Origin of the sequence: Streptomyces sp. G7(2002) (genome assembly GCF_028870195.1) — a bacterium.
Lineage (GTDB): Bacteria > Actinomycetota > Actinomycetes > Streptomycetales > Streptomycetaceae > Streptomyces > Streptomyces nigrescens.
Map to the genome: position 1 here is coordinate 8722013 of NZ_CP102609.1, position 25093 is coordinate 8747105.

Below are 25093 nucleotides of genomic sequence, written 5' to 3' on the forward strand. Positions count from 1 at the left end.
ATGCGCAGGTCCCGTGCGCGTGTCGGGTCAGATGTCGTCGGCCGGCGGCACCGTCACGAGTCCGGCCCGGCGTTCGCCGTCCAGCACCCGCAGCGCCCGGGTCAAGGTCTCGCGGTGCAGCTCGCTCTCGCCGCGGTCGTGCATCAGCGCCAGCGCGTCGCGCAGTCCGGCGGCCTTGCTGACCAGCGCCTGGGCGGCCCGCAGTCCGGTGTAGGTGCCGCCGCCGCGGGCCGGGTTGATCCTGCCCAGCAGGTCGAGCACCTCCAGGTAGTGGTCGATCAGCTCACCCTCGGCACGTGTCAGGGCGGGCAGCGGCGGCAGTTCCGGCGGCAGCATCGGGGCTCACCGTGCGCCGATTTGGGGGACGGACTGCTTGCGCTGATGGGTGAGCCCGTCGATCAGGCCGTACTCCTGGGCGGCTCGGGCGTCGAAGATCTTGTCGCGCTCGATATCGGCGGCGATCCGCTCACGCGTCTGTCCGGTGTGCTCCGCCAGCATTCGCTCCAGCGTGTCGCGGGTGCGCAGCAGCTCCTCCGCCTGGATCTGCAGATCGGTGGCCTGGCCCTGGATGGGCTCGGTGATCGAGGGCTGGTGGATCAGGATCCGGGCGCCGGGCAGCGCCAGCCGCTTTCCGGGGGTGCCGGCGGCCAGCAGTACCGCGGCGGCGGAGGCGGCCTGCCCCAGGCAGATGGTCTGCACGTCGCACGACACGAAGCGCATCGTGTCGTAGATGGCGGTCATCGCCGTGAAGGAGCCGCCGGGGGAGTTGATGTAGAGCGAGATGTCCTGGTCGGGCGAGGCGTGTTCGAGGTGGATGAACTGCGCCATCACATCGTTGGCGGAGGCGTCGTCGACCGGGGTGCCCAGGAAGATGATGCGTTCGCTGAGCAGCTTCGAGTACGGGTCCATGGTGCGCGTCCCCTGGGACGTGCGCTCGGTGAACTCCGGAAGGACATAGCGGGCCATTGGTCGCAGCATGTCTGCTCCTCTCCGTAAAAAATGTACAGGATGTACGTCCAGTTAGAATGGGAGCATGGCCTACGAAATTCCGGTGACGCAAGCCCGAGCGGAGCTGGCGGATCTGATCAACCGCGTTGTCTATGGCGGTGAGCGGGTGGTCGTCACCCGTCACGGCAAGCCGCTGGTTGCCCTGGTGTCCGCCGCTGACCTGCAGCTACTTGAAGAGCTGGGGCGGCGTGAGCAGGGTGCGGAGGAGGAGCAGGTGATCAGCACGGTCTCCACCGTGCGGCAGCTCCCGTCCGCTCCGGGCGAACGGCGACGGTTCGGTATCGCCGCAGAACACCGCGACCCGGCTGCCGGGGACCGGCGGCCGGGTCGCGAGAGCTGACGATTCAGCGGGTGCTGACCGTGCGAGGGGGCGGGTGGATCAGGAGCTGATCTCCCACAGCGCGTGGGCGATGGCGTCCGTGTTGTTGTCCAGCGCCTTCTCGTCGATGTTCTTCGAGTCGTCGCAGGCCTGGTGGTAGCAGGCGTCGAACGCCTTGCCGGCCTCGCCGCCCCAGTTCTTCGCCTGCTCCTCGGTCTTCTTGTAGTCGGCGCCGGAGAAGAGGCCGCCGACGGGGACGCCCGCCTCCTTGAAGGGGGCGTGGTCCGAGCGGCCGTCGCCCTCGGTCTCCTTCTCCGTGGCGAGGTTCTTCTTGGCGAAGAAGTCCTTGAAGACCTTCTCCAGGCGGGTGTCGTCGTCGTAGACGAAGTAGCCCGGGTTCGGCGAGCCGATCATGTCGAAGTTCAGATACGAGTCGATCTTCGACTTGTCGGCGCCGAGCTTGTCGACGTAGGCCTGCGAGCCGACCATGCCGTCCTCTTCGTCGCCGAACCAGGCGAACCGAAGGTGCTTGGTGGGCTTGAGCTCCGCCTTGGCGACGGCGAGCGCCACCTCGAGGATGCCGGCCGAGCCCGAGCCGTTGTCGTTGATCCCGGGGCCGTCGGGGACCGAGTCCAGGTGGGCGCCGGCCATCACGGTCTTGCTCTCGTCGCCGCCGGGCCAGTCGGCGACGAGGTTGTAGCCCTTGGTGCCGCCGCCGTCGAACTCCTCGACCTTGGTGGTGAATCCGGCCTTGTCCAGCTTGCCCTTGATGAAGTCGACGGACGCCTTGTAGCCCGGCTGTCCGTGGGCGCGGTTGCCGCCGTTGGCATCGGCGATCGACTGGAGCTGGTCCAGGTCGGCCTTGACGGACTTGACGTCGATGTCCGGGGCGGCCGCCGGCGCGGTCCCGGCGTAGGCGCCGGCCGCGGTGAAGACGGTGGCGGCAACGGCGGCGACGGCGCCCGTGGCCAGCGCGGCCCGGCGTATTCGGGTGGAACGAGTCACGATATGGCTCCAGGTGTGGGGGGTTGGTGCGGAGCTTGTTTTGACGCGCACATGAGAATTGCGATCACTTTCGAAATCGTCAAGAGCGCATATCGGACAGTGGTGTTCGGCGAGCGGGCCGGGCCCGGTTTACGCCGATAGTGGTGATTCGTGGCGCCTGGCGGTCATCTGTTCCGTCGCCCCGAGCGGCCTTCAACGGATGGATTTCGCCACCGGATTCCCCGCCCGGCCGGGGATGTGACGGGGTGGCAGTGGTTCCGGGAGGCGGTCGCCGCGCCGTAACGGGCGGTAATGACGCCGCGTTACCCCAGGCGTAAGAGGGGGTGCCGACACGTCCCTGGTTGTAACGCAGATGAAATCCCGCCGAACTAGCCTCCTGGCGTGGGGCTCTTGATGGCCAAGTGCTGGAAGTCGGTTTGCTCCTCCTTTAATTGCTGCGTGGTACACCTATCGACGCGGGTGTGCTCACGCCTGTGACCTGGGCGAATGCGTCCGGGAGGGAAGACTGTGAGGTGGAAGGTATGCAACTGACCCCGCATGAACAGGAGCGCCTGATGATTCATGTGGCGGCAGACGTGGCTGAAAAGCGCCGCTCCCGGGGGGTGAAGCTGAACCATCCGGAATCGATTGCGCTGCTCACCGTGCACATCCTCGAAGGAGCCCGGGACGGCCGTACCGTCGCCGAGCTCATGTCCTCCGGCCGCAAGGTCCTCACCCGTGACGAGGTCATGGACGGCGTCCCCGAGATGATCCACGACGTGCAGGTCGAGGCCACCTTCCCCGACGGCACCAAGCTCGTCACCGTTCACGAACCCATCAACTGAACGGGGGCAGCAGAGAATGATCCCGGGCCAGATCCTCCACGCCGACGAGCCGGTACGCCTCAACGAAGGCCTTCCCCGCACGCGGATGACCGTCCTCAACGCCGCCGACCGCCCCGTCCAGGTCGGCTCCCACTACCACTTCGCCGAGGCCAACCCCGGCCTCGACTTCGATCGCGCGGCCGCGCACGGCAAGCGGCTGAACGTCCCGGCCGGCTCCGCCGTGCGCTTCGAGCCCGGCATCCCCACCGAGGTCGAACTCGTCCCCCTCGGGGGCAAGCGCATCGTCATGGGCCTGCGGGGCGAGACCGGAGGCACTCTCGATGGCTGAACTCACCCGCCAGGCGTACGCCGACCTCTTCGGCCCGACCACCGGCGACCGCATCCGGCTCGCCGACACCGACCTCGTCATCGAGATCACCGAGGACCGCTCGGGCGGACCCGGCCGGGCCGGCGACGAGGCCGTCTTCGGCGGTGGCAAGGTGATCCGCGAATCGATGGGCCAGTCCCGCGCCACCCGCGCCGAGGGCACCCCCGACACCGTGATCACCGGCGCGGTCGTGCTCGACCACTGGGGCATCGTCAAGGCGGACGTCGGCATCCGCGACGGCCGGATCGCCGCCCTGGGCAAGGCCGGCAACCCCGAGACCATGGACGGCGTCCACCCCGACCTGGTGATCGGCCCCGAGACCGAGGTCATCGCGGGCAACGGCAAGATCCTCACCGCCGGTGCCATCGACACCCATGTGCACTTCATCTGCCCGCAGCAGGCGGACGAGGCGCTGGCCTCCGGCGTCACCACGATGATCGGCGGCGGCACCGGACCGGCCGAGGGCAGCAAGGCCACCACCATCACCCCCGGCGCCTGGCACGTCGCCAGGATGCTGGAGTCGATGGACGCGCTCCCGGTCAACGTCGGTCTGCTCGGCAAGGGCAACACCACCTCCCTCGCGTCGATGCGTGACCAGCTGAGGGCCGGGATCCTCGGCTTCAAGATCCACGAGGACTGGGGCGCCACGCCCGCCGTCCTCGACGCCTGTCTGACCGTCTGCGAGGAGAGCGGCGCACAGCTCGCCGTCCACACCGACACCCTCAACGAGGCCGGCTTCCTCGGCGACACCCTCGCCGCCATCGCCGGCCGTTCGATCCACGCCTTCCACGTCGAAGGCGCCGGCGGCGGCCACGCCCCCGACATGATCGCGATGGTCTCCGAGCCGAACGTACTGCCTGCGTCGACCAACCCCACCCGGCCGCACACCGTCAACACCGTCGAGGAGCACCTCGACATGCTGATGGTCTGCCACCACCTCAACCCCGCCGTCCCCGAGGACCTGGCGTTCGCCGAGTCCCGGATCCGGCCCTCCACCATCGCCGCCGAGGACATCCTGCATGACCTCGGCGCCATCTCGATCATGGCCTCGGACGCCCAGGCCATGGGCCGGATCGGCGAGGTCGTGCTGCGCACCTGGCAGACCGCGCATGTGATGAAGCGGCGCCGCGGTGCCCTTCCCGGCGACGGCGGCGCGGACAACCACCGTGCCCGGCGGTATGTCGCGAAGTACACCCTCAATGCCGCTGTCGCCCAGGGCATCGACCATCTCGTCGGCTCCGTCGAGGACGGCAAGCTCGCCGATCTCGTCCTGTGGGACCCGGCGTTCTTCGGCGTCAAGCCGCAGCTGGTCATCAAGGGCGGCCAGATCGCCTATGCGCAGATGGGCGACGCCAATGCGTCCATCCCCACTCCGCAGCCGGTCCTGCCGCGCCCGATGTTCGGCGCCACCGGCAGGGCCCCGGGCAGCAACTCGGTCAACTTCGTCTCCCCGCAGGCCCTGGCCGACGGACTCCCCGAGCGCCTCCCGCTGGCCAAATCCTTCGAGGCGATCCGCAGCACCCGCGGCGTCACCAAGGCCGATATGCGGAACAACGACGCCCTGCCGCGGGTCCATGTCGACCCGGACACCTTCACGGTGACCATCGACGACGAGGTGGTCGAACCCCGGCCCGCCACCGAACTCCCCATGGCCCAGCGGTACTTCCTCTTCTGAGGCAGTGCCGGTGAGCCCCCTGACGAAGGACACGTACCACCGATGAGCCGCGCAGCGCTGCTCGTCCTCGCCGACGGCCGGTTCCCCGCCGGCGGGCACGCCCACTCGGGCGGCGCCGAACCGGCCGTCGCCGCGGGACGCATCAAGGACGCCGCCACCCTGGAGGCCTTCTGCCGGGGCCGGCTGCACACCGCGGGCCTGGTCGCCGCGGGGCTCGCCGCCGCGGCCGCGGCCGGCCACGACCCGCTCCTTCTGGACGACGCCGCCGACGCCCGTACGCCCGTACCGGCGCTGCGGCTGGTCGCCCGGCGGCTGGGCCGGCAGATGATGCGGGCCGCGCGCGCCACCTGGCCGAGCGCCGCACTCGACGCGCTCGCGGTGGCCCGTCCCCGCGGCGCCCACCAGCCCGTCGTCCTGGGCCTGGCCGCCCGCTCCGCCGGTCTGCCGCCGCTCGATGCCGCATACGCCGTGGCCTACGAGAACATCAGCGGCCCGGCGACCGCGGCGGTCCGGCTGCTGAGCCTGGACCCCTTCGACGCCACCGCCGTCCTCGCCCGCCTCACCGCCGACCTCGACCGGGTCGCGGAACAGGGCGCCGACGCCGCACGGCGGGTTGCCGCCGAAGGAGTCGACGCACTGCCCGCCGCCTCCGCGCCACTGCTGGACATCACCGCACAGCAGCACGCCGCCTGGCCGGTCCGCCTTTTCGCCTCCTGACCCGCCGGCCTCGCGCCGGACCCCCCGCACCGCCCGCCCGCGGCCCGCACCCACCACCGGAGTGACCATGCACCTCGACCACAAGGACACCTTCCCCGAGCGCTACACCTACAGCGCCCCGGCCCCCGTACGGAAGGACGGAACCCGCCGTGCCCTGCGCATCGGGCTCGGCGGCCCGGTCGGCACCGGAAAGACCGCCACCGTCGCCGCGCTCTGCCGCGCACTGCGCGACGAACTGTCCATCGCCGTCGTCACCAACGACATCTACACCCGCGAGGACGCCGAATTCCTGCTCCGCGAGGCCGTCCTGCCCGCCGAACGGATCTCCGCCGTCGAGACCGGAGCCTGCCCGCACACCGCCATCCGCGACGACATCTCCGCCAACCTCGAAGCCGTCGAAGACCTGGAGGAAGCGGTCGGCCCCCTCGACCTCGTCCTGGTCGAATCCGGCGGCGACAACCTCACCGCGACCTTCTCCAAAGGCCTGGTCGACGCCCAGATCTTCGTCATCGACGTCGCCGGCGGCGATGACATCCCCCGCAAGGGCGGCCCCGGCGTCACCACCTCCGACCTCCTCGTCATCAACAAGACCGACCTCGCCCCCCACGTCGGCGTCGACCTCGAAGGCATGGCCCGAGACGCCAAGAACCAACGCGGCGACCTCCCCGTCGCCTTCACCGCCCTGAAGTCGGAGAACGGCGTCCGGCCCGTGACGGAATGGGTCCGCGGGCGGCTCGCCGACTGGACCGCGGGCCCGGCATGACCCTCACGCTCACCACGCCGGCGGTGCCGCCGCAGACCGTCGCCGCTTCGGCCGCCGGTCTGCGCGCTACCGCCCGCATCGTCGCGCGAGCCGATCAGGGGGGAGGCACCACCCGGCTGCCCGTCCTGGACGGCGACGGCCCGTTCGCGCTGCGCCGGATCCGCGGGTGCGGCCGGCAGGCCCGGGTCTGCATCGTGGGTGCCATGAGCGCCCCCCTCGGCGGCGACCGGCTGGCCATCGAAGCCACCGCCGAGGCGGGCACCGCACTGCACCTCACGACCGCCGCCGCGACCGTCGCACTGCCCGGCCGCACGGCCGGCCACGCCACCTACGACGTGCGGTTGACGGTGGGCGACGGTGCCCGGCTCGACTGGCTGCCCGAACCGCTGATCTCCGCGGCCGGCAGCGCACTGCGGATGACCACCACCGTCGAACTGGCCCCCACCGCACACCTGGTACTCCGCGAGGAACAGGTCCTGGGACGCAGCGGCGAGGAGACCGGCGCGCTGCGCAGTCGGCTCGTCGTCCGCCGGGCCGGCCGGACCCTGCTCGACCAGGAGACGGCGTACGGGCCCGGAGCCCCCGGCTGGGACACCTCGGCCGTCCTGGACGGACACCGCGCTCTCGGCCAACTCCTCGTCGTCAAACCGGAGTTCGAGCAGAGCCCGGACGAGGTGCGGCTGCTGGGTGCCGCGGCGGGGGAGCGGTCCGACGGCGGTGCGGGACAGGGAGTGCTGGCACCGCTCGCCGGTCCCGCGGCCCTGGCCACGGCCGTCGCCCCGGACGCGCTACGGCTGCGGCGCCTCCTGGACGAGGCCGCCCGGAGCGCCGCTGCCGGGTGACGGAGGCGGCTCCGCTCAGACCTCCAGTTCGGCCTCCAGCCGGGCGAGGCGGTGGCGCGCCAGCGCGAGATTGGCGCGCTTGCGGTCCAGCACCAAATAGAGGAAGAGGCCGCTGCCGTTCTTGCCCGACACCGGGCGGATGATGTGGTACTGCGAGGTCAGGGTGATGAGCATGTCCTCAATGGCGCCCTGGAGTTCCAGCATCTCCATGGTGCGCATCTTGGCGCGTACGACATCGGTATTGCCGGCCGCCGCGATATTGAGGTCCAGTGCCTGGTTGTCGCCCAGGGTCGCCAGCGCCATTCCGCTGGTGTAGTCGACCAGGGCGACGCCGACCGCGCCCTCGATGGTCGACATCGCGTCGGAGAGAGCGGATTCCATTTGAGCCATGAGGGGTCAGACCTTTCGATTCCTTGACGGTGTTTCCGGGGGTCCCGAGTTTCTGCGTTCGGGCGGGGATGTGGGGGTGGGCTCTTGTCGGGTGTGTGTTCCTAGCGGTGGGGCGCCGCGTCCACGAGGGCGCCGATCCGTTCCGCGGCCTTCCGGGCCTGCAGATGGAGCCGGCCCACGTTGGTGTCCGTGCTGGCCACCGCCGTCAGGACGGCTCGGCGTCCGGCCGAATAGGCGGCTATGTAGCCGCCCGCACCGCGGGTCAGGGATTCCTCGAAGGCGCCCTGTCCGGTGGCCTCGGTGAGGCGTTTGGCGACGCCGATCGCGGCGGCGGTGAGTGCGGCCAGACCGTCCGGTTCGATGTCCGGCAGATCGTGGGCGATCACCATGCCGTCCACGCTCGCCACCATCCCGCCCTGGAAATGGCGTACTTGGTCGCGCAGCGTATGCAATTCATCCCGTATCCGGGGTTCGATCGTCATCAGTCTCCTTTTCCGGGCGCGCTTTCCGATGACGCGCCTCATGGGGTGCACGGTCTTCGTGCGCAAGGGCTCACAGGTTCTCCTCCAGTGCCGTACGCAGTCGGACAAGGAGGGCAATATCCGGATCGGCGGTATCGAGGAGGTCCGGAACCGGTAGTTGCCAGGTCGCGGTGGGGCGTCCTCCGGCGGCGGGGGCGGGCTGCCCGTCCAGGCAGGCGCCGGGCCGGCGCCGGGGGAGTGCCGTCGGAGCCGGGGGTAGCTGGACGAGGCCGGCGGCGGCGAGGCGGCGGATGTCGAGCAGGGTCGCGAATGCGGACTGGCCGAGCAGACGGGCCAGTTCATGCGGGGTGTGCCGGCCGTCGGCACGGTCGAGCAGCTGCCTTTGCCGGCCCGTGGTGGGGGCCGCGGTGCGCGGGCGGACGGGTATGACGGGGGAAGAGTCGACCGCGGCCCAGGGGTGGAGCCGGTCGAGCAGGGCCCGGCGGTGGGCCGTCGCCTGCTGGAGTGCACTGGCGCTGATGGTCCGTACGACACCCAGCCAGTGCGCGGTCCCCGGAGTGAAGGAGGTGGTCTCGGGCGGCAGGGGCAGGGCGAAGAACGCCGCGTCGAGAAGGGCGGCGAGATGGCATATCTCCAGTTCGCTCTGGGTCAACCAGCCTTCGCTGACCAGGAATTGGGCGCCCCGCTGCTGCGGCCCCGCCTGCTCGGCGGCGTACTGCCAGCCCTGCGGCGGTACCTTGCCGGCCGCCATGAGGCGGATGTCGAGACCGGGCGCCGCGCTGCCCTCGACGCAGTAGACCGCGCCGTCGAGAAGGTAGAAACAGCCGTGCGGGCCGTGCAGTGCGCCGGTGACCCGTTCGGCGGCGCACCGGTCGAGCAGCCCGGGGGTGGGCGGGGGAGGGGATATGGGCAGGCCCATGGCTGGTTCCTTTGGCGTTCGTGCGGTGTGGCGGAGCGCGTTCTCAGGACGCGACCAGCTCCGCCGCCAGATCGCGCAGCCGGAGCCGGGCGACGGCGAGATTGGCCTGGGTGCGGTCCAGCCAGAGGTAGAGATAGGTCTGGCTGTCGAAGGCCGTGTGCACAAAACGGATGAGGTGATAGCTGTCCTCGGCCGTGATGATCAGGTCTTCGAGGGCCGGGCCGCCGGCGCCCGAGGTGTCGAAGGTGGCGTTGCGCGCCACGGCCTGCACCACCTCGGCGGTGTCGGCGGCGGCCGCGTCATGATCGCCGTGCGGCGCCCGTCCCGCCGTGCCGAGTGTCAGACCACTGGTCCAGTCGATCAGTCCGGCGCCCAGAACGCCCGGAATCCCCATTGCCTGGGACAACACCTGATCGATACCCGGCACTTCGGATCTCCTTCGCGACGGCTCTACAGCGCGAAAACGCCGAAGCCCTCCCGTGGCAGTGAGTGGGAGAGCCTTCACGGAAGGTTACTGAAGCTGTGCGGCTGGCACATGCCTGTGGGGCAGGTCTACGGCAATTGACGTATTCTCGCCCCTGCGCGCCCTCTTGGCGGCCATCGCGCCGTGCCGCACTCCACAGGGCGCTCGTGGTCCTGCGCTCCCCACCGAGCGGCCCGGCCTGCTGGTTCGTCGCCTGTCGGCCGCCAACTGCCTTTAGTCCGGACCAAGTTGAGGATGTCACCGATGGGGTCCGGGTGACGTGGAAGCGCGTGTCATGGGCCGGAGTCCTTGGCCGGAATGGTGGGGTTCCCCTGCGAGGTCCGGCCGTTCGTCCGCAGTTCGGCGGCGCCGGTGCCCACGCCGCCGAGGGAGTGAACTCGTCCGTAAGGCGCCGCCGGGGCGGCCGTTTCCGAGCCCCGGTGGGCAACCGGCACGGCAAGAAACCTACAGGTTGGTAAAGAAGTGTGGGTCAAACCTGTTCAAGAGGGGACGGCGCACGACAGGATCCCTCCGTAAGCCTGTGATCAACGCCGCCACCAGTGGCACACCATGCAGGGGGAATTGACCACGTGAGAAAAACAGCAGCGCTCGGCGCCGCCGGAACTCTGGTGTCCGGAGCGCTTCTCGCCGGAGCGATAACTGCCACGCCCGCCCAGGCGGGTGAGCAGCACCAGCGCGGTTCGGCCGAAGCGCGCGGTGTGGCGACCGCCGCCGCACGCGCGGCCAAGAAGGGCATCGACTGGCAGGACTGCCCCGCGGACTGGGGCCTCAAGTCACCGGTCCAGTGCGGCTATGTCACCGTCCCGGTCGACTACGCCAGGCCGAACGGCCGCACCATCAAGATCGCCGTCGACCGTGCCCTCAGCACCGGCGGCAAGGAGCAGCGACAGGGCGCCCTCCTCTACAACCCCGGAGGTCCCGGCGGCTCGGGCATGAAGTTCCCGACCCGCATCACCACCAAGAACCCGCTCTGGGCCAAGACCGCCAAGGCTTATGACTTCGTGGGCTTCGACCCCCGGGGCGTGGGCCACTCCGCGGCGATCTCCTGTATGGACCCGCAGGAGTTCGTCAAGGCGCCCAAGGCCGACCCGGTGCCGGACAGCGAGGCGGACAAGCGCGCCCAGCGCAAGCTCGCCAAGCAGTACGCCGACGGCTGCGCCGAGCGCAGCGGCCGCCTGCTGCCGCACATGACGACCCCGAACACCGCCCGCGACATCGATGTGATCCGTGCCGCGCTCGGTGAGAAGAAGCTCAACTACCTGGGCGTCTCCTACGGCACCTACCTGGGCGCGGTCTATGCGACGCTCTTCCCCGGGCACGTCCGCCGGATGCTCGTCGACAGCGTCGTCGACCCCTCCCGCGAGAAGGTCTGGTACCAGGCCAACCTCGACCAGGACATCGCCTTCGAGACCCGCTGGGGCGACTGGAAGAAGTGGGTCGCCAAGAACGACGCCGCGTACCACATCGGGGACACCCCCGAGAAGGTCCAGGCGGCGTGGGAGAAGCTGCGGGCGACCGCCAAGAAGAAGCCCATCGGCGGCGTTGTCGGCCCCGCCGAGCTGACCGGTTTCTTCCAGAACGCGCCGTACTACGACTCCATGTGGGCCTCGGTCGCCGAGGTCTGGAGCGCGTACCTCGCCGGTGACAGCAAGCCGCTGGTGGAGAACGCCGGTCCGGACCTCAAGGACACCGCGGGCAACATCGCCTCGGAGAACGGCAACGCCGTCTACACGGCCGTCGAGTGCACCGACGCCAAGTGGCCCACCAGCTGGAAGAAGTGGGACCGCGACAACACCCGCATCCACCGGCAGGCACCGTTCATGACCTGGTCCAACGCCTGGATGAACCTGCCCTGCGCCACCTGGCCCGTCAAGCAGCAGCAGCCGGTCGACGTCAAGACCGGCAAGGGTCTGCCGAACGTGCTGATCGTGCAGAGCGTCCGCGACGCGGCCACCCCCTACGGCGGCGCGGTCGAACTGCACCGTCGCCTCAAGGGCTCCCGTCTGATCACCGAGCGGGACGCCGGATCGCACGGTGTCACCGGCCAGGTCAACCCCTGCATCAACGACCGGGTCGACTCGTACTTCCTGACCGGGAAGACCGACGCCAAGGACGTGACCTGCGCCCCGCACGCCACGCCCAAGCCGTCCACGACGAAGTCCGTCCTGGGTGCCTTGGACCTTCCCGCCGTGCGCTGATGACGGCATGAAGAGTGCCGGCACCGCATGACGGACGGCACGCAGGGGCGGCCGGGACCTCTCCCGGCCGCCCCTGTCGTCGTCTCAGCCGGCGACCGGTTCGACCCGTGGCTCCGCGATCGCCACATAGTCCGCCGTGGCCAACGCCAGCGAACGGTCCAGCCGGGCCGCATTGAAGAAGATCTCCGGCTGCTCCAGCAGCGCCGGATCGACGACCAGTGCCAGCTCCTCGTCGAAGGAGAACGGCAGGATCGTCCCGCTGACACTGCCCGCCAGCCGTTCCGCGACCTCGGGGGTGGCGAACCCGGCGTACGAACCGCCCAGCAGCGCCTTCACCGCCCCCAGATCCACCCGTCGGTCGCCCGGCACCACCGCCAGCACATACCGCTTGGTCTTCTTGCTCAGCTTCACCATCACCACGAGGCACTTGGCGGCCTGCTCGACGGGGTTCCCGCGCAGTGCGCTGACCGCCTCCGTCGCCCCCTCCTCGGCGTGCTCGTAGATCCGGTAACGCGCACCGCGCTCGTCCAGCAAGCCGATCAGCTTGGTGTACGTTCCGTGGTCGGTCATCGTGGTCCCACATCCCTGCTCTCGTTGGTCACACCGGAAAACACCGCGGAGAAGGCGGCCCTGGTGGGGGAGTCCTCCCGGCGGTCCAGCACGGCGAACACGATCCGGTCGAACCAGCCGGAGAACCGTCCGCCGGGCAGCAGCGCCGCCGCGAACGCCCGTGCCACCTCGGCCGGTTCATTGCGGAAGACCCCACAGCCCCAGGCGCCGAGCACCAGCTGACGGTGCCCGCCGGCCGCCGCGACCTCCAGCACCCGCTCCGCACGCACCGCCAGCGCCGCCGCCACCCGTCCCGTCTCGGCCGGCCGCTGCCGCGCGATCACCCCGGCGTTCGGTGCGGCGGCCGTCAAGAAGCCTGCCTCGTACGGCACTTCGAGCAGCGTGCCGCGGTCGTCGCGGAACACCGGCACACCGGGGGAGAGGAGCACCCGGTCGCTGTAGAACGGGCTGGGATCGGCGCGATGGGCGGCGTAGAAGTCCGGGGCCTCGCGCACACAGGTGTAGAGCGCCGACCCCCGGCACAGCGCCTCCTCCTGGGCCTGAGCGCCGTTGAGATAGCCGCCGCCGGGATTGCGCGCGGAGGCGAAATTCAGCACGGCGAGCGGCCCCGCACCCGACTCGGCCAGCCGCCGCCCGGCCGTGAGACTGCCTTCCCCCGTCACCTCGAACACCGTGCGCACGCCGGGCGACGGCCCTGCCACGGCGACCGGCTCCGGGCCGTACAGCCGGGTTCCGGCCCGCGCCCGTCCGACCGCCGCCGCGATCTCCACCAGCCGTCCGCTCGGGGCGCGGTACGCACCCGCCGCGACGATCCGCTCCGTCTCCTGTGCCATCCCACGCAGTCGGGCGCTCATCGTCGGCACCCCCGTATCCGCTGCTTCATAGCGATCAAGGTACGGGCCGGCCGCGCGCCCCGCGAACGGATATCGCCGCCCGCCGCGGGTCCTCAGCGCTTCCCGCCCCGCTCCGCCAGCCACCGGTCCTCGGCCGCGTACCCGAACAGCTTCTCGTCCGGGTAGAAGCCGGCCATCCTCGGGAACAGCTCCCACCAGTCCCGCCCCTTGACCTGGTCGGCCAGCCAGGCCACCGTCGCGGGCAGCGACTCCTCGTACGTCGTCACCGCGTGATAGCCCAGCTCGCGCTCCGCCGCGGTCATGTCGTAGACGAGGGGATGCGGGACCGACCACGGGGTGTCGCCGACGTCGGACGACGGCGGGGCACCGTCCACGCGCACGACCTCGCTCTCCGGCGCGCCCATCGCCGCATCCACCGCCGCCGAGATCTCGGCCACCGTCGGCGCCTGCGGATCGGCCGCGTTGAGCACCCGCGACCCCGGCCGGCGGGCCGCCAGCCGGACCAGCTCGGCGAGGTTGTCGACATGCACCGGATGGAAACGGCTGCTGCCGCCGTAGGCGAGCACCCGCACCCGGCGCCCGTCCAGCACCCGCTTGACGAAGTACAGCTCACGGGGCAGCGGACTGTACGGGCCGTGCACGGCGCAGGCCCGCAGCAGCGTCACCGGCAGCCGGTCGCCCTGCGCCAGCAGCGCCCGTTCCAGGGCGACCTTGCGGGTGCCGTAGTTCTCGTCACCGGGCGGCACGGTCGGCTGGGTCTCGGGGACGGGCAGCGGATAAACCGGGGAGCCGTCCGGTTCGTCCATCGTCGCGAAGCTGCGTCCGCGGTCGTCCGCGTACACCGCGCAAGTGGAGATCACCACGGCCGAACCGATCCGGTCCGCCAGGGCCGTCAGCTGCTTCGCGTGCGCGGCGCCGTACGCCACACAGTCCAGCAGTACGTCACAGCCCTCGCCGATCAGCCCGGCCAGTGCCGTGTCGTCCTCCCGGTCCACCGCCACCGAGCGGACCTCCCCGGGCCAGGAGGCGTCGCGCCCGCCGTGCCGGGACGCGGCCCGCACCTCCCAGCCGTCCCGCGCCAGGGCCCGCACCGCCGCGCGCCCGATCTGCCCGCTCGCCCCGATCACCACTGCGCTGCCTGAAGTCATGGCGGGACCCTACGGGCCGCCGGACGGCGGCCGCCTGACGGTTCGCCCACGGCGCAAGACGCTTCCCCGGAAGCCGGAAGCCGGAAGCCGGAAGCCGGAAGCCGGGCCGGCCGCTCAGCGCGCGGGCCCTTTCCCGCTCCCGTGCCCCCGCCGCCCCTGTGCCCGCGCCTGTGCCTGCGCCTCGGCCTTGGCCTCGCCCGCGTAGGTGTCGACGTACTCCTGCCCGGACAGGGTGAGGATCGCGTACATGATCTCGTCGGTGACGGCACGCACCACGGTGCGTTCGTCCTCCAGCCCCGCATAGCGCGAGAAGTCCAGCGGTGCGCCGAAGCGGATGGTGATCCGCATGGCGCGCGGCAGCCGCCGGCCCGTCGGCTGCGCTTCGAACGTGCCGATCATCGCGCACGGCACCACCGGCACGCCCGCGGTCAGGGCCATCGAGGCGACGCCGGTACGGCCCTTGTAGAGCCGCCCGTCGTGCGAGCGGGTGCCCTCCGGGTAGATGCCCAGCAACCGGCCCTTGCGCAGGACGGCGAGCCCCGAGGAGAGCGCCGCCTGCGAGGCCCGGCCGCCGGACCGGTCGACCGGAATCTGCCCGACGCCCCGGAAGAACGCCGCGGTCAGCCGTCCCTTCAGACCGGGTCCGGTGAAGTACTCGGCCTTGGCCAGGAACGTCACCCGGCGCGGCACGATCGCCGGCATCACGAAGTGATCGGCGAACGACAGATGATTGCTCGCGATGATGGCCCCGCCCTCCTCCGGCACATGACCGAGCCCCTCGATCCGCGGCCGGAACACCAGCCGCAGCAAGGGCCCGAGAAGGAGGTACTTCAGTACCTGATAGAGCACGGTGCAGCTCCCTGTTCCGTCGGCCCGCCTGGGCGGCTACCTCGCACCGGGTCACGAGCGGGCCCGGAGACGGCCAGTGAGTTTATGGGCAAGTGCCGCCGCGGGTAACCACCTTGGGCCGGATCGATGCTTACCCCTTTCCCGTACCCAGCGACCACAGGGCGAGACGGGTGAGATGAGCGCCGCCGTCCTCGGCGAAGACCTCCACCGCGGAGGCGGCCACGACGTGGCGCAGCCGCAGTCCGCCGCCGGCGCGGCCGACGGGGCGCGGGGTGCACGGCGGCTCCGGTGGACACACCGGACCACCAGACCCTGTCGGTGTCGCCCCAGGACCCGTACTTCGCGGACGCCGGCCAGGCGGTCACGGCCGCCCGGTACGCCAACGACCATTACGCCGGCCGGGTCCGGGGTCACCCCACCCGCTTCTCCGCGTTCGCCGCGCTCCCGCTGCCGCACCCGGCTGCTCGGCACCGACTTCCCCTACCAGAGCGGACACCGGCTGCGCCGTGCCGTCGAGTTCCTGGAGGAGGCCCTCCCGCCGGAGCAGGCCGAGGACGTCCTGACGGCGGGCACCCGGCTGATCCGGCGGCGCGAGGCGTAGGACTGCCGGGCGTCACACGCACCCGGCATCATCGCGGCCGCTTTGTCGCCTTTCGGTATCCGCTTTGGCATACGCGGACAACTTTCAACTCACCCTGAACCCGGTCGGGTTGACGCGCCGTACTGTCCGGCAACCGAGCCCGACCCCACAGCCGGGCCGAGGACAGGAGCCATGGATGTCCCGAAAGAGAACAGTTGGCCGACGTCAGAAGATCATCATCGGTGTCAGTGCCGCGGCACTGGTCGGCGGGATCGCCATCGCCACCACGGGCACCAGCCAGGCATCGGCGGCATGCGACGGACTGGCCACCGCGCTGAGCAACAATCAGAAGTTCATCGCCGACCAGAAGGCCAAGCCCGACGCGCAGTCGGCCGCGCGGATCGCCAACCGGGAAGCCGTGATCAAGGAGATCCAGGCGAAGCAGAAGGCCGCCGGCTGCTCCGCGGACGGGGGCGCGGCCGCGGGCGCTCCGCCGGCGGCGGACGAGCCACCCGCCGGTGGCGCGGCGTCCGCGTCGCAGGCGCCGCCCGGATCGGCACAGCCACCCGCGTCGGACGACCCGCCCGCGTCCGACGACTCGTCCGCCTCCGCCGCCCCGCCGGCCGGCGACGGCGATGTGGTGTGCCCCGGCTCGACGGTGACCCTCTCAGGCGAGGGCGGCGCACCGGCGGCGTCCAGTGGCGAGTTCCCCACCGGGACCAAGCTGAAGGTGACCAACCTGGACAACAACAAGTCGACGACGGTCTCCGTCACGTCCACGTCGGGCAGCTGTGTGCTGCTGAACAACGCGGCGTTCGAGGAGGTACGTGAAGAGGGCAAGAACCTGATCCGGCGCGCCCGCATCGAGCGCGTGGGGTAACCCCGGTCCGGTGGCCGGCAGCGGAGCCGCCTCCTCCGTTGCCGGCCACCCTGTCTCCTGGCGTGGCCCTGTCTCCTGGGCGGCATCCGCAGGCCGTACGGGCGACCTCACGGCGTGGCCGCTTGTCCGCCGGGTCGCGGCGAGGTGCCCTGGGGCCGCCGGGCGCCGCGTGACCCTGTCGGGCTCCGGCAAGTGATCCCACCGAGTGTTCCCAGGAGACCACGATGCCCGTGAGCCGTCGACGCCGATCCGCCCGTGCCACCCTGCCCGCCACCGTGCTTGCCACCCTGTCCGCGGCCCTGCTCTGCGCCGGTCCGGCCGGCGCCGACGAGCCGCCGTCCGGCGATCAGGGCCTGCAGCTCACCATGTCCGGAGCGGGCAACACCTGGACACGGGGGGTCCGGCTCAGCTGCCCGGACATCCACCGCAGACATCCGCACGCGGACGCCGCCTGTGACGCGCTGACGTGGGCCCGCGGGGACCTGGACGCGCTGCCCGGCGAGCCGCACAACTGCACCAGGGAGTTCGACCCGGTCACCGTCACCGCGACCGGCACCTGGCGCGGTGTCCCGGTCAACTGGCGCAAGGAGTACCCCAACGCCTGCACGATGGACTCCGCCACCGGGCCCGTCTTCCGCTTCTGAACGGCGCCCCGCGCCGACGGGATCAGACCGGCCGCGCGGCCACCACTCCGATCGTCACCAGCGCCAGCACCACCCAGGAGAACCAGACCCAGCCATTGGCGCCCAGTGCCACGGTGTAGGCGGTCGCCACCACCAGCCCGCCCACCGTGCACACGGCCATCGTCCTCGCAGATCCGGGCATACCCGCACCCTCCTCACGGCGGCCCGGACGCCGGCGAACGACGCGGGCCGCGGCCATGGGACCATCGTCCCCGGCCGCGGCCCGTACCGCCAGACGTCGACCGCCGTCACTGCCCCCGTGCGTTGAGCGAGGCGAGGTAGGCGTTGTAGTCGGCCAGATCCTTGTCACCGTTGCGGTCGGCGGCCCGGTCCGCGCGCTGCGACTGACGCTCCTCGGACTTGTACCACTGGAAGACCAGGGCGATCAGCACCACGACGGACGGGATCTCGCTGAAGGCCCAGGCGATGCCGCCGGCGGCCGACTGGTCGGACAGCGCGTCGATCCCGAGCGAGGCGGGCGGGTTCAGGAAGGTGTCGACCATCGGCTCCGAGGCCATCATCAGCGCGATCCCGAAGAACGCGTGGAACGGCATGCCCGCGAACAGCTCCAGCATCCGCATCACGTAACCCGGCCGGTGCGGGCCCGGGTCGACGCCCATGATCGGCCAGAAGAACACCATGCCCACCGCGAGGAAGTGCACCATCATCCCGATGTGCCCGGCCCTGGTCTCCATCAGGAAGTCGAACAGCGGCGAGAAGTAGAGCGCGTAGAGGCTCGCGATGAACAGCGGGATGGTGAACGCCGGGTGCGTGATGATCCGCATGTAGCGGCTGTGCAGCAGCGCCACCAGCAGTTCGCGCGGTCCCTTGCGGCCGCGCCCGGCGGCCGGCAAGGCGCGCAGCGCCAGCGTCACCGGCGCCCCGAGCAGCAGCAGGATCGGCGAGAGCATGCTGATGACCATGTGCTGGACCATGTGCACGCTGAACATCGCCATGCCGTAGTCATTGAGCCGGGTGCACATCACCAGTGCCACCGACACCAGGCCCAGGGCCCAGGCCACGGTCCGGCCCACCGGCCAGGCGTCCCCCCGGCGCCGCAGCCGGATCACCGCCCAGCCGTACAGCCCGAGCCCCAGCAGACAGCCGACGAGAAAGACCGGATCACCACCGAACTCCAGGCCCCTCCCCAGCGTGAACGGCGGCAGATCCATGTTCATGCCGTCCATGCCGTGCCCGCTGTGATCCATCCGCTCGCTCCTGATTCGTACCGATACTCCGGCGACAAGACTAGACGGGTGAGTCCGAAGTCCCGCCTGCGGGGAGGCGCCAGGCACGCACATCTGCGGCGTTGGCCGAATCCACCCATAGCTCCGCTATGACTGAATCCGTCCGCCTTGCAGCTGCACGCGCCTGACGCCTCCCCGCCCGCCCTTCGGTCGGACGACGGGACTTCGGACTCACCCGTCTAGAACCGCCCCCGGCCATGGAATCGGCCGGGGGCGGTTCGTGCAGTCCGGAACTATCGCGCCGGATCCACCGGGGTCACAGCACGCACTCGGCCTCGTCGTAGCGCTCCGCGGGCACCGTCTTGAGTGTCTCCACGGCCTCGGCCAGCGGCACCAGCGTGATGTCGGTGCCGCGCAGTGCCGTCATCATCCCGAAGTCGCCGCGGTGCGCGGCCTCGACGGCATGCCAGCCGAAGCGGGTGGCGAGCACCCGGTCGTACGCGGTCGGGGTGCCGCCGCGCTGGACGTGCCCGAGGATGACCGGACGCGCCTCCTTGCCGAGCCGGTTCTCCAGCTCCACGGACAGCTGCCGGGCGACGCCGGCGAACCGCTCATGGCCGTACATGTCCTTGCCGCCGATGTCGAAGGGCATGGTGCCCTCGCGCGGCTTGGCGCCCTCGGCGACCACCACGATGGCGAACTTCTTGCCGGCCTCGAAGCGCTCGGAGACCCGCGCGGTGAGCTCGTCGATGTCGAAGGGCCGCTCCGGCACCACGATCGCGTGCGCACCGGCCGCCATCCCCGAGTGCAGCGCGATCCAGCCGGTGTGCCGCCCCATCACCTCGACGATCATCACCCGCTGGTGCGACTCGGCGGTGGTCTTGAGCCGGTCCAGCGCCTCGGTGGCGACCCCCACCGCGGTGTCGAAGCCGAACGTGACATCCGTGACCGCGATGTCGTTGTCGATGGTCTTCGGGACGCCCACGATCGGCAGCCCGGCGTCCGACAGCAGCCGTGCCGCCTTCAGCGTGCCCTCGCCGCCGATCGGGATGATCGCGTCCAGGCCCAGCTCGGCGACATGGCCGCGGGCCCGCTCCACACCGTCGCGCAGATGCGCGGGCTGCACCCGGGACGACCCGAGGATGGTGCCGCCGCGCGCCAGGATGCCGCCGACGGCATCGAGGTCGAGCTTGCGGTAATCGCACTCCAGCAGGCCCTTCCAGCCATCGCGGAAGCCGATCACCTCATCGCCGTGATCAGCGGTGGCGCGGTGGACGACGGACCGGATGACGGCGTTCAGTCCGGGGCAGTCGCCGCCGGAGGTGAGGACACCAATACGCATTGCTCGAAAAACCTCTGCAGCTCAACCGGGGGCCCGGACCCCGTCGTCCGGTTGGATTCCGCTCACCCTACAAGCGCGGGGCCGCCGGGAACACGTACGCCCGCAGTGCGGACTGCGGGCGTACGGAAGGGGCGCAATCCGGGCGCGGAGCGGATATCCGCAAACCGCCCGAAAGGCGAATCAACCGGTATTAAGCGGGCTGGGTCGCCGCGGCGATCCGCTCCTGGCGCAATGCCTCGTACCAGGTGTCGTCCACCGGAGGCAGCGCATTGACATCGAGCGCCAGCTTGATCAGCAGGTCGGCGATATGCGGATTGCGCGCCATCACCGGGCCGTGCATGTACGTACCGAAGACGGTGTCGTTCCACGCGCCCTCGTAGCCGTCGCCGACACCGTTGCCCTTGCCGAAGCGCACCTTGGCGAACGGCCGGGCGGTCTTGCCCAGGTGCGTGACGCCCTGGTGGTTCTCGAAGCCGGTCAGCGGCGGCAGCCCCAACTGCGGGTCGATATCGGCGAGTACGTCGCCGACGCAGCGCTCGGCCTCGCCGCGGGCGCTCACCACGTCCAGCAGCCCCAGGCCCTGCTGCCGCTCCCCGAGGTCATTGATGAACTCATGGCCCAGGATCTGGTAGCCGGCGCACACCGAGAACACGATCGCGCCGTTGGAGACCGCCCGGCTCAGTCCGCCGTCGCGGATCAGCCGCTCGGAGGCCAGCCGCTGCGGCCGGTCCTCACCGCCGCCGATCAGGTAGATGTCGCCGGAGGTGGGGATCTGCTGGTCGGACCGTACGTCCAGACGCTGGACGTCCAGACCGCGCTGGCGCGCCCGCCGCTCCACCACCAGGGCGTTCCCCTGGTCGCCGTACGTGCTCAGCAGGTCCGGGTAGATCCACACCAGACGGAGGCTGTTGTCACTCATTCTCGATCGTCCTTGTCCGCGCATCACGTCAGTTGCCCACGCGCCGGCGCAGGTCCTGGAAGGCCGTGTAGTTGGCGATGACTTCGATCCGGCCGGGCGGTGCCAGCTGCACCGCCTCGTCGAGGCTCTCGCAGACCTGGAAGTCGAGGCCCGCGACCTCCAGCCGCACCGCCAGGTCCAGCTTGCGGTCGCCGAGCACGAAGATCGGGTGCCCGGCCAGCCGGGTGTAGTCGACGTCCCACAGCCAGGAGGTGTCGGTGCCGTCCGCGCCGCGGGCGTTCACCGACATGATCACCGGGGTGGGCGGCGGGTCGATCAGCGAGAACGTCTCCAGCCAGCCGGCCGGGTTCTTCGCCAGCAGCAGCCGCAGCTCCCGCTCCATGAAGGTGACCACGTCATAGCGTCCGGCCACCGCCTGCACCGAGAACATCCGCTCCAGGGCCACCTGCGGCGGCACCCCGAAGGCGGCGGCGACCGCGGCGGACGTGGTGGCGTTCGCCTTGTTGGCGCGCCCCGGCAGCTGCAGCTTGATCGGCCAGGCGCTGCCGTGCGGGTCGAGGACATGATCGCCGGACAGCGCCCAGCTGGGCGTGGGACGGCGGAAGCCGCACTCGGCGCAGAACCAGTCCTCGCCCGGCCGCTGCATCACACCACCGCACGAGGGGCAGGACCAGGCGTCGTCCTTCCACTCCTGCCCGGCCGCGACCCACACCACATTCGCGGACGACGAGGCCGCCCACACGATCAGCGGGTCGTCCGCGTTGGCGATGATCAGGGCCTTGGAACCGGCCAGCCCCTCGCGCCAGTGCTCGGCCAGCATCCGGGTCTCCGCGGCGCGGTCGAGCTGGTCGCGGGAGAGGTTCAGCAGCGCTATGGCCTTCGGCGTCGTATCGCGTGCGACACCGGCGAGGTACTTCTCGTCCACCTCGATGACGCCGTAGCGGGCGTCCGATCCACCGGCCAGCGCGGACGTGATGCCCGCCGGCATATTGGCGCCGAGCGCGTTGGAGACCACCGGACCGCTGGCCCGCAGCGCCTCCGCGATCAGCCGCGTCGTGGTCGTCTTGCCGTTGGTCGCCGACACCAGGATGACGTCCAAGTGCCGGGCCAGCCGCGCCAGCAGGTCGGGGTCGAGCTTGAGCGCCACCCGGCCACCGATCACCGATCCGCTGCCGCGGCCCGCCGCGCGCGATACCGCCGCCGCGGCCTTGCCCGCCGTCACGGCCAGCTTGGCCCGCGGCGACAGCGGCTCCGTGTTGCCTGCCATCGTCTTTGATCCTCCTTGCATCCGGCGCCCGCCTGCCGTGGGGCTGAGGGTGGAACGCCTCCTCCGCAGCCGATGACCGGCCGGGGCTTCGGTCGGGGATCAGCCTATCGAGATCCGGCCGCAGCCCCGAACCCCGCCACCCGTGCGGCGACATCCGAGCTGTGCAGGACCGTACGCTTGTCCCCATGCGTCCCCGCACCATTCCCGGCAGTTCCGGCCATGTCCGCCCGCTGCGATTGCTCGGCGATCCGGCCCTGACCGAGCCCTGTCAGGAGGTCACCGTCTTCGACGACGAGCTGGCCCGGCTGGTCGAGGACATGTACGCGACGATGTACGCCGCGCAGGGTGTGGGCCTCGCCGCCAACCAGATCGGTGTCCCGCTGAGGGTTTTCGTCTACGACTGCCCCGACGACGAGGACCGCCGTCATCTGGGGCATCTCGTCAACCCCCGGCTCGTCGACGTCGACGGACCGGTCATCCGCGGACCCGAGGGCTGCCTCTCGCTCCCCGGCATCGAAGCCGGCACCCCGCGCCACGACCACACCGTCGTGACCGGGGTCAGCGTCACCGGCGAGCCCCGGACGGTGACCGGCACCGGCTTCTTCGCCCGCTGTCTCCAGCACGAGTGCGACCATCTCGACGGTGGTCTCTACGTCGACCACCTCACCGGACTGCGCCGCCGCCGGGCGCTGCGCGCGGCGGCCAAGGCCCCGTGGGCCGCCACGGCGGAGGCGTCCGGCCGTTGAGCGACCGGCGCTTCCCGCCGTTTCACGGACCGGCGCTCAGAAGCCGGGGCCGTCCGTACGGTCCTCGACCGCGGCCAGCTGCCCCCAGAGCAGATCGGCCAGCTGCTTGACCAACTCCTCGCGTGAGCAAGGGCGTTCGCGCAGCCACCAGTCACCGGCGTGCTGCATCATGCCGACGATGCCATGGCCCCAGACGCGCGCCGTCAGCTCGCCGCCCGGACCCAGGTCGAGCCGGTCGGTGATCACCTTGGCCAGCTCCTCGCCGAGCCGGCGCAGCAGCGGGGCGGAGTGCCGTCCGACGTCGAAGCCGGACTCGGACGCGTTGTCCTCGTCCGACGGGTGCATCAGGAAGCGGTACACCTGCGGCCGGGCCTCGATGGCGAGGAGGTAGGCGTCGAGGGTGGCCTCGACGCGGTCCCGGCGCAGGACGGGGGCGTCCAGCGCGGTCGCCAGATTGGCGAGCAGGGCATCCGTGTGCCGTACGGCGAGCGCGCGGTACAGCCCGCCCTTGTCGCCGAAGTGCCGGTAGAGGATCGGTTTGGTGATACCCGCCTCGGCGGCGATGGCGTTCATCGAGGCGTCCGGGCCGTCGCGCAGCACAATGCGCTCGGCGGCCTCCAGCAGCTCCCGCCGTCTGCGCTCGGTCGCCGTCTGCCGGCGGCCGCTGTGCTCTGTGCTTTCCATGGTCGTGCTCCCCACCCTTGTGAATCCGTGGCGCTGGCGCAACGTAACACCCGATCTCCACGGCGATTTCGTTCCCAGGGGAGTTGACACCGCTTACTGGCGAGTAACACACTGCGGGTTACCGCTAGTAACACCGTAATGCCTGCAGCAGCTGGAGGGGACATGGCCGAGTTCACCATGGAGCTCAACGACGAGCAGAAGGAAGTCCGTGACTGGATTCACGGCTTCGCCGCGGACGTCATGCGCCCCGCCGCCGCCGAGTGGGACGAGCGCGAGGAGACCCCCTGGCCCGTCATCCAGGAGGCCGCCAAGATCGGCCTGTACTCCCTCGACTTCTACGCCCAGCAGTTCTTCGACCCCACGGGCCTCGGCATCCCCATGGCGATGGAGGAGCTGTTCTGGGGCGACGCCGGTATCGGTCTGTCGATCGTGGGCACGGGCCTGGCTGCCGTCGGTGTGCTCGCGAACGGCACGGAGGAGCAGATCGGCACCTGGGTCCCGCAGATGTACGGCGACGTCCATGACGTCAAGGTCGCCGCCTTCTGCTCGTCGGAACCGGACGCCGGCTCGGACGTCGCCGCCATGCGCACCCGCGCGGTCTACGACGAGGCCAAGGACGAGTGGGTGCTCAACGGCACCAAGACCTGGGCCACCAACGGCGGCATCGCCAACGTCCATGTCGTCGTCGCGGTCGTCGACCCGGACGCCGGCTCCAAGGGCCATGCCTCCTTCATCGTCCCCCCGAACACCCCCGGCCTCACCCAGGGGCAGAAGTTCAAGAAGCACGGCATCCGCGCCTCGCACACCGCCGAGGTCGTCCTGGAGAACGTCCGGATCCCCGGCCACTGCCTGCTCGGCGGCAAGGAGAAGCTCGACGAGCGTCTCGCCCGGGCCCGGGAGAACGCCAAGAAGGACGGCGAGAGGGTGAAGAACGCCGCCATGGCCACCTTCGAGGCCTCCCGGCCCGCCGTCGGCGCGATGGCGGTCGGCACTGCCCGCGCGGCCTACGAGGAGGCCCTGGAGTACGCCAAAACCCGCTCCCAGTTCGGCCGCCCGATCATCGACAACCAGGGTGTGGCCTTCCAGCTCGCCGATATGCGCACCCAGATCGACGCCGCCCGCCTGCTGGTCTGGCGGGCCTCCTGGATGGCGGTGACCGGCAAGCCGTTCACCTCCGCCGAGGGTTCCATGTCGAAGCTCTTCGCCAGCGAGGTCGCCAAGAAGGTCACCGCCCAGGCCGTACAGATCCTCGGCGGTAACGGCTTCACCCGCGAGTACCCGGTCGAGCGGATGCACCGCGACGCCGCCATCTACACGATCTTCGAAGGCACCAGCGAGATCCAGCGCCTGGTCATCGCCCGGACGCTCTCCGGGATGCCGATCCGCTGAGA

General features: G+C 70.7%; 30 protein-coding genes. 12 read left to right on the forward strand and 18 right to left on the reverse strand.

The genetic code is table 11. From position 1 onward, the window contains the following. Positions 1–27: 27 nt before the first annotated feature. Entirely contained in the window at positions 28–336 is a 309-nt protein-coding gene (locus tag NUT86_RS37535; RefSeq protein WP_018092578.1) for a hypothetical protein, read from the reverse strand. 6 nt (positions 337–342) lie between these two features. Continuing rightward, complete coding sequence (locus NUT86_RS37540; protein WP_159484372.1) at positions 343–978, reverse strand: ATP-dependent Clp protease proteolytic subunit; 636 nt, start codon at positions 976–978, stop codon at positions 343–345. A gap of 55 nt (positions 979–1033) precedes the next feature. On the opposite strand from NUT86_RS37540, the gene NUT86_RS37545 reads away from it, so the two are divergent. Next, complete coding sequence (locus tag NUT86_RS37545) at positions 1034–1348, forward strand: type II toxin-antitoxin system Phd/YefM family antitoxin (protein ID WP_018092580.1); 315 nt, start codon at positions 1034–1036, stop codon at positions 1346–1348. A gap of 39 nt (positions 1349–1387) precedes the next feature. Here the strand turns inward: NUT86_RS37545 and NUT86_RS37550 are convergent, their stop codons facing one another. Beyond that, complete coding sequence (locus tag NUT86_RS37550) at positions 1388–2332, reverse strand: M28 family metallopeptidase (RefSeq protein WP_018092581.1); 945 nt, start codon at positions 2330–2332, stop codon at positions 1388–1390. Positions 2333–2853: 521 nt separating this feature from the next. On the opposite strand from NUT86_RS37550, the gene NUT86_RS37555 reads away from it, so the two are divergent. The 6 genes from NUT86_RS37555 to NUT86_RS37580 all read left to right on the forward strand — a co-directional run bounded on the left by NUT86_RS37555 (position 2854) and on the right by NUT86_RS37580 (position 7520). Further along, positions 2854–3156 carry an urease subunit gamma gene (locus NUT86_RS37555; protein ID WP_026170153.1) on the forward strand — a complete coding sequence of 101 codons (303 nt, stop codon included), beginning with the start codon at positions 2854–2856 and terminating at the stop codon, positions 3154–3156. Positions 3157–3172: 16 nt separating this feature from the next. After that, entirely contained in the window at positions 3173–3484 is a 312-nt protein-coding gene (locus NUT86_RS37560; RefSeq protein ID WP_018092583.1) for an urease subunit beta, read from the forward strand. Further along, on the forward strand, positions 3477–5198 hold the full coding sequence (locus tag NUT86_RS37565) for an urease subunit alpha (RefSeq protein WP_159484370.1): 1722 nt from the start codon (positions 3477–3479) through the stop codon (positions 5196–5198). Before NUT86_RS37560 ends, NUT86_RS37565 begins: the two co-directional genes overlap by 8 nt. Positions 5199–5240: 42 nt before the next feature. Further along, positions 5241–5915: an urease accessory protein UreF gene (locus NUT86_RS37570; protein WP_274739876.1), complete on the forward strand. Its 675-nt coding sequence runs from the start codon at positions 5241–5243 to the stop codon at positions 5913–5915. 67 nt (positions 5916–5982) lie between these two features. Then, the gene (gene ureG, locus NUT86_RS37575) at positions 5983–6678 is read left to right on the forward strand and encodes an urease accessory protein UreG (RefSeq protein ID WP_093646662.1); all 696 of its coding nucleotides are present in this window, start codon (positions 5983–5985) and stop codon (positions 6676–6678) included. After that, positions 6675–7520 (forward strand): urease accessory protein UreD, encoded by an 846-nt coding sequence (locus NUT86_RS37580; protein WP_274739878.1) that lies wholly within the window; start codon positions 6675–6677, stop codon positions 7518–7520. Before ureG ends, NUT86_RS37580 begins: the two co-directional genes overlap by 4 nt. 15 nt (positions 7521–7535) lie before the next feature. Here NUT86_RS37580 and NUT86_RS37585 read toward each other — a convergent pair whose 3' ends face one another. From NUT86_RS37585 to NUT86_RS37600, 4 genes are all read right to left on the reverse strand, one after another. Then, on the reverse strand, positions 7536–7910 hold the full coding sequence (locus tag NUT86_RS37585; protein WP_026170155.1) for a hypothetical protein: 375 nt from the start codon (positions 7908–7910) through the stop codon (positions 7536–7538). A 101-nt stretch (positions 7911–8011) separates the two neighbouring features. Next, complete coding sequence (locus tag NUT86_RS37590; protein WP_018092589.1) at positions 8012–8392, reverse strand: roadblock/LC7 domain-containing protein; 381 nt, start codon at positions 8390–8392, stop codon at positions 8012–8014. Positions 8393–8462: 70 nt separating this feature from the next. After that, on the reverse strand, positions 8463–9311 hold the full coding sequence (locus tag NUT86_RS37595; RefSeq protein WP_274739880.1) for a hypothetical protein: 849 nt from the start codon (positions 9309–9311) through the stop codon (positions 8463–8465). A gap of 43 nt (positions 9312–9354) precedes the next feature. Further along, the gene (locus NUT86_RS37600) at positions 9355–9738 is read right to left on the reverse strand and encodes a hypothetical protein (RefSeq protein ID WP_148589231.1); all 384 of its coding nucleotides are present in this window, start codon (positions 9736–9738) and stop codon (positions 9355–9357) included. Positions 9739–10364: 626 nt separating this feature from the next. Between NUT86_RS37600 and NUT86_RS37605 the strand changes: the two genes are divergently transcribed. Then, on the forward strand, positions 10365–11993 hold the full coding sequence (locus NUT86_RS37605; RefSeq protein ID WP_274739882.1) for an alpha/beta hydrolase: 1629 nt from the start codon (positions 10365–10367) through the stop codon (positions 11991–11993). Between the two features lie 84 nt (positions 11994–12077). Here the strand turns inward: NUT86_RS37605 and NUT86_RS37610 are convergent, their stop codons facing one another. The 5 genes from NUT86_RS37610 to NUT86_RS37630 form a co-directional block, all read right to left on the reverse strand. Then, positions 12078–12563, reverse strand: coding sequence for a YbaK/EbsC family protein (locus NUT86_RS37610; RefSeq protein WP_109895153.1), 486 nt, complete (start codon positions 12561–12563; stop codon positions 12078–12080). Beyond that, a complete protein-coding gene (locus NUT86_RS37615; protein ID WP_148589232.1) occupies positions 12560–13417 on the reverse strand; it encodes a TIGR02452 family protein in 858 nt (285 codons plus the stop codon). Before NUT86_RS37615 ends, NUT86_RS37610 begins: the two co-directional genes overlap by 4 nt. Before the next feature lie 92 nt (positions 13418–13509). Beyond that, positions 13510–14565: an NAD-dependent epimerase/dehydratase family protein gene (locus tag NUT86_RS37620; RefSeq protein WP_274739883.1), complete on the reverse strand. Its 1056-nt coding sequence runs from the start codon at positions 14563–14565 to the stop codon at positions 13510–13512. Positions 14566–14679: 114 nt separating this feature from the next. Next, a complete protein-coding gene (locus NUT86_RS37625) occupies positions 14680–15414 on the reverse strand; it encodes a lysophospholipid acyltransferase family protein (protein ID WP_109895157.1) in 735 nt (244 codons plus the stop codon). Between the two features lie 130 nt (positions 15415–15544). Next, positions 15545–15712 (reverse strand): hypothetical protein, encoded by a 168-nt coding sequence (locus tag NUT86_RS37630; protein WP_266441577.1) that lies wholly within the window; start codon positions 15710–15712, stop codon positions 15545–15547. A 478-nt stretch (positions 15713–16190) separates the two neighbouring features. On the opposite strand from NUT86_RS37630, the gene NUT86_RS37635 reads away from it, so the two are divergent. Continuing rightward, complete coding sequence (locus NUT86_RS37635) at positions 16191–16874, forward strand: hypothetical protein (protein WP_018092598.1); 684 nt, start codon at positions 16191–16193, stop codon at positions 16872–16874. 224 nt (positions 16875–17098) lie between these two features. Continuing rightward, positions 17099–17518: an SSI family serine proteinase inhibitor gene (locus NUT86_RS37640; protein ID WP_018092599.1), complete on the forward strand. Its 420-nt coding sequence runs from the start codon at positions 17099–17101 to the stop codon at positions 17516–17518. 22 nt (positions 17519–17540) lie between these two features. Here NUT86_RS37640 and NUT86_RS37645 read toward each other — a convergent pair whose 3' ends face one another. The 5 genes from NUT86_RS37645 to NUT86_RS37665 all read right to left on the reverse strand — a co-directional run bounded on the left by NUT86_RS37645 (position 17541) and on the right by NUT86_RS37665 (position 22272). Continuing rightward, entirely contained in the window at positions 17541–17699 is a 159-nt protein-coding gene (locus NUT86_RS37645) for a hypothetical protein (RefSeq protein ID WP_026170157.1), read from the reverse strand. A 106-nt stretch (positions 17700–17805) separates the two neighbouring features. After that, a complete protein-coding gene (locus NUT86_RS37650; RefSeq protein ID WP_018092601.1) occupies positions 17806–18765 on the reverse strand; it encodes a cytochrome c oxidase assembly protein in 960 nt (319 codons plus the stop codon). A 295-nt stretch (positions 18766–19060) separates the two neighbouring features. Further along, positions 19061–20086, reverse strand: coding sequence for a 6-phosphofructokinase (locus NUT86_RS37655; RefSeq protein WP_018092602.1), 1026 nt, complete (start codon positions 20084–20086; stop codon positions 19061–19063). Between the two features lie 190 nt (positions 20087–20276). Next, positions 20277–21005: a type 1 glutamine amidotransferase gene (locus NUT86_RS37660; protein WP_018092603.1), complete on the reverse strand. Its 729-nt coding sequence runs from the start codon at positions 21003–21005 to the stop codon at positions 20277–20279. A gap of 28 nt (positions 21006–21033) precedes the next feature. Then, entirely contained in the window at positions 21034–22272 is a 1239-nt protein-coding gene (locus NUT86_RS37665) for a MurT ligase domain-containing protein (RefSeq protein WP_018092604.1), read from the reverse strand. Positions 22273–22457: 185 nt separating this feature from the next. Between NUT86_RS37665 and def the strand changes: the two genes are divergently transcribed. Further along, positions 22458–23018, forward strand: a complete 561-nt coding sequence (def, locus tag NUT86_RS37670; RefSeq protein ID WP_018092605.1) for a peptide deformylase — start codon at positions 22458–22460, stop codon at positions 23016–23018. A gap of 36 nt (positions 23019–23054) precedes the next feature. On the opposite strand, the gene NUT86_RS37675 is transcribed toward def, so the two are convergent. Then, positions 23055–23702 (reverse strand): TetR family transcriptional regulator, encoded by a 648-nt coding sequence (locus NUT86_RS37675; protein ID WP_018092606.1) that lies wholly within the window; start codon positions 23700–23702, stop codon positions 23055–23057. A gap of 162 nt (positions 23703–23864) precedes the next feature. On the opposite strand from NUT86_RS37675, the gene NUT86_RS37680 reads away from it, so the two are divergent. Beyond that, on the forward strand, positions 23865–25091 hold the full coding sequence (locus NUT86_RS37680) for an acyl-CoA dehydrogenase family protein (protein ID WP_018092607.1): 1227 nt from the start codon (positions 23865–23867) through the stop codon (positions 25089–25091). Positions 25092–25093: the final 2 nt, after the last annotated feature.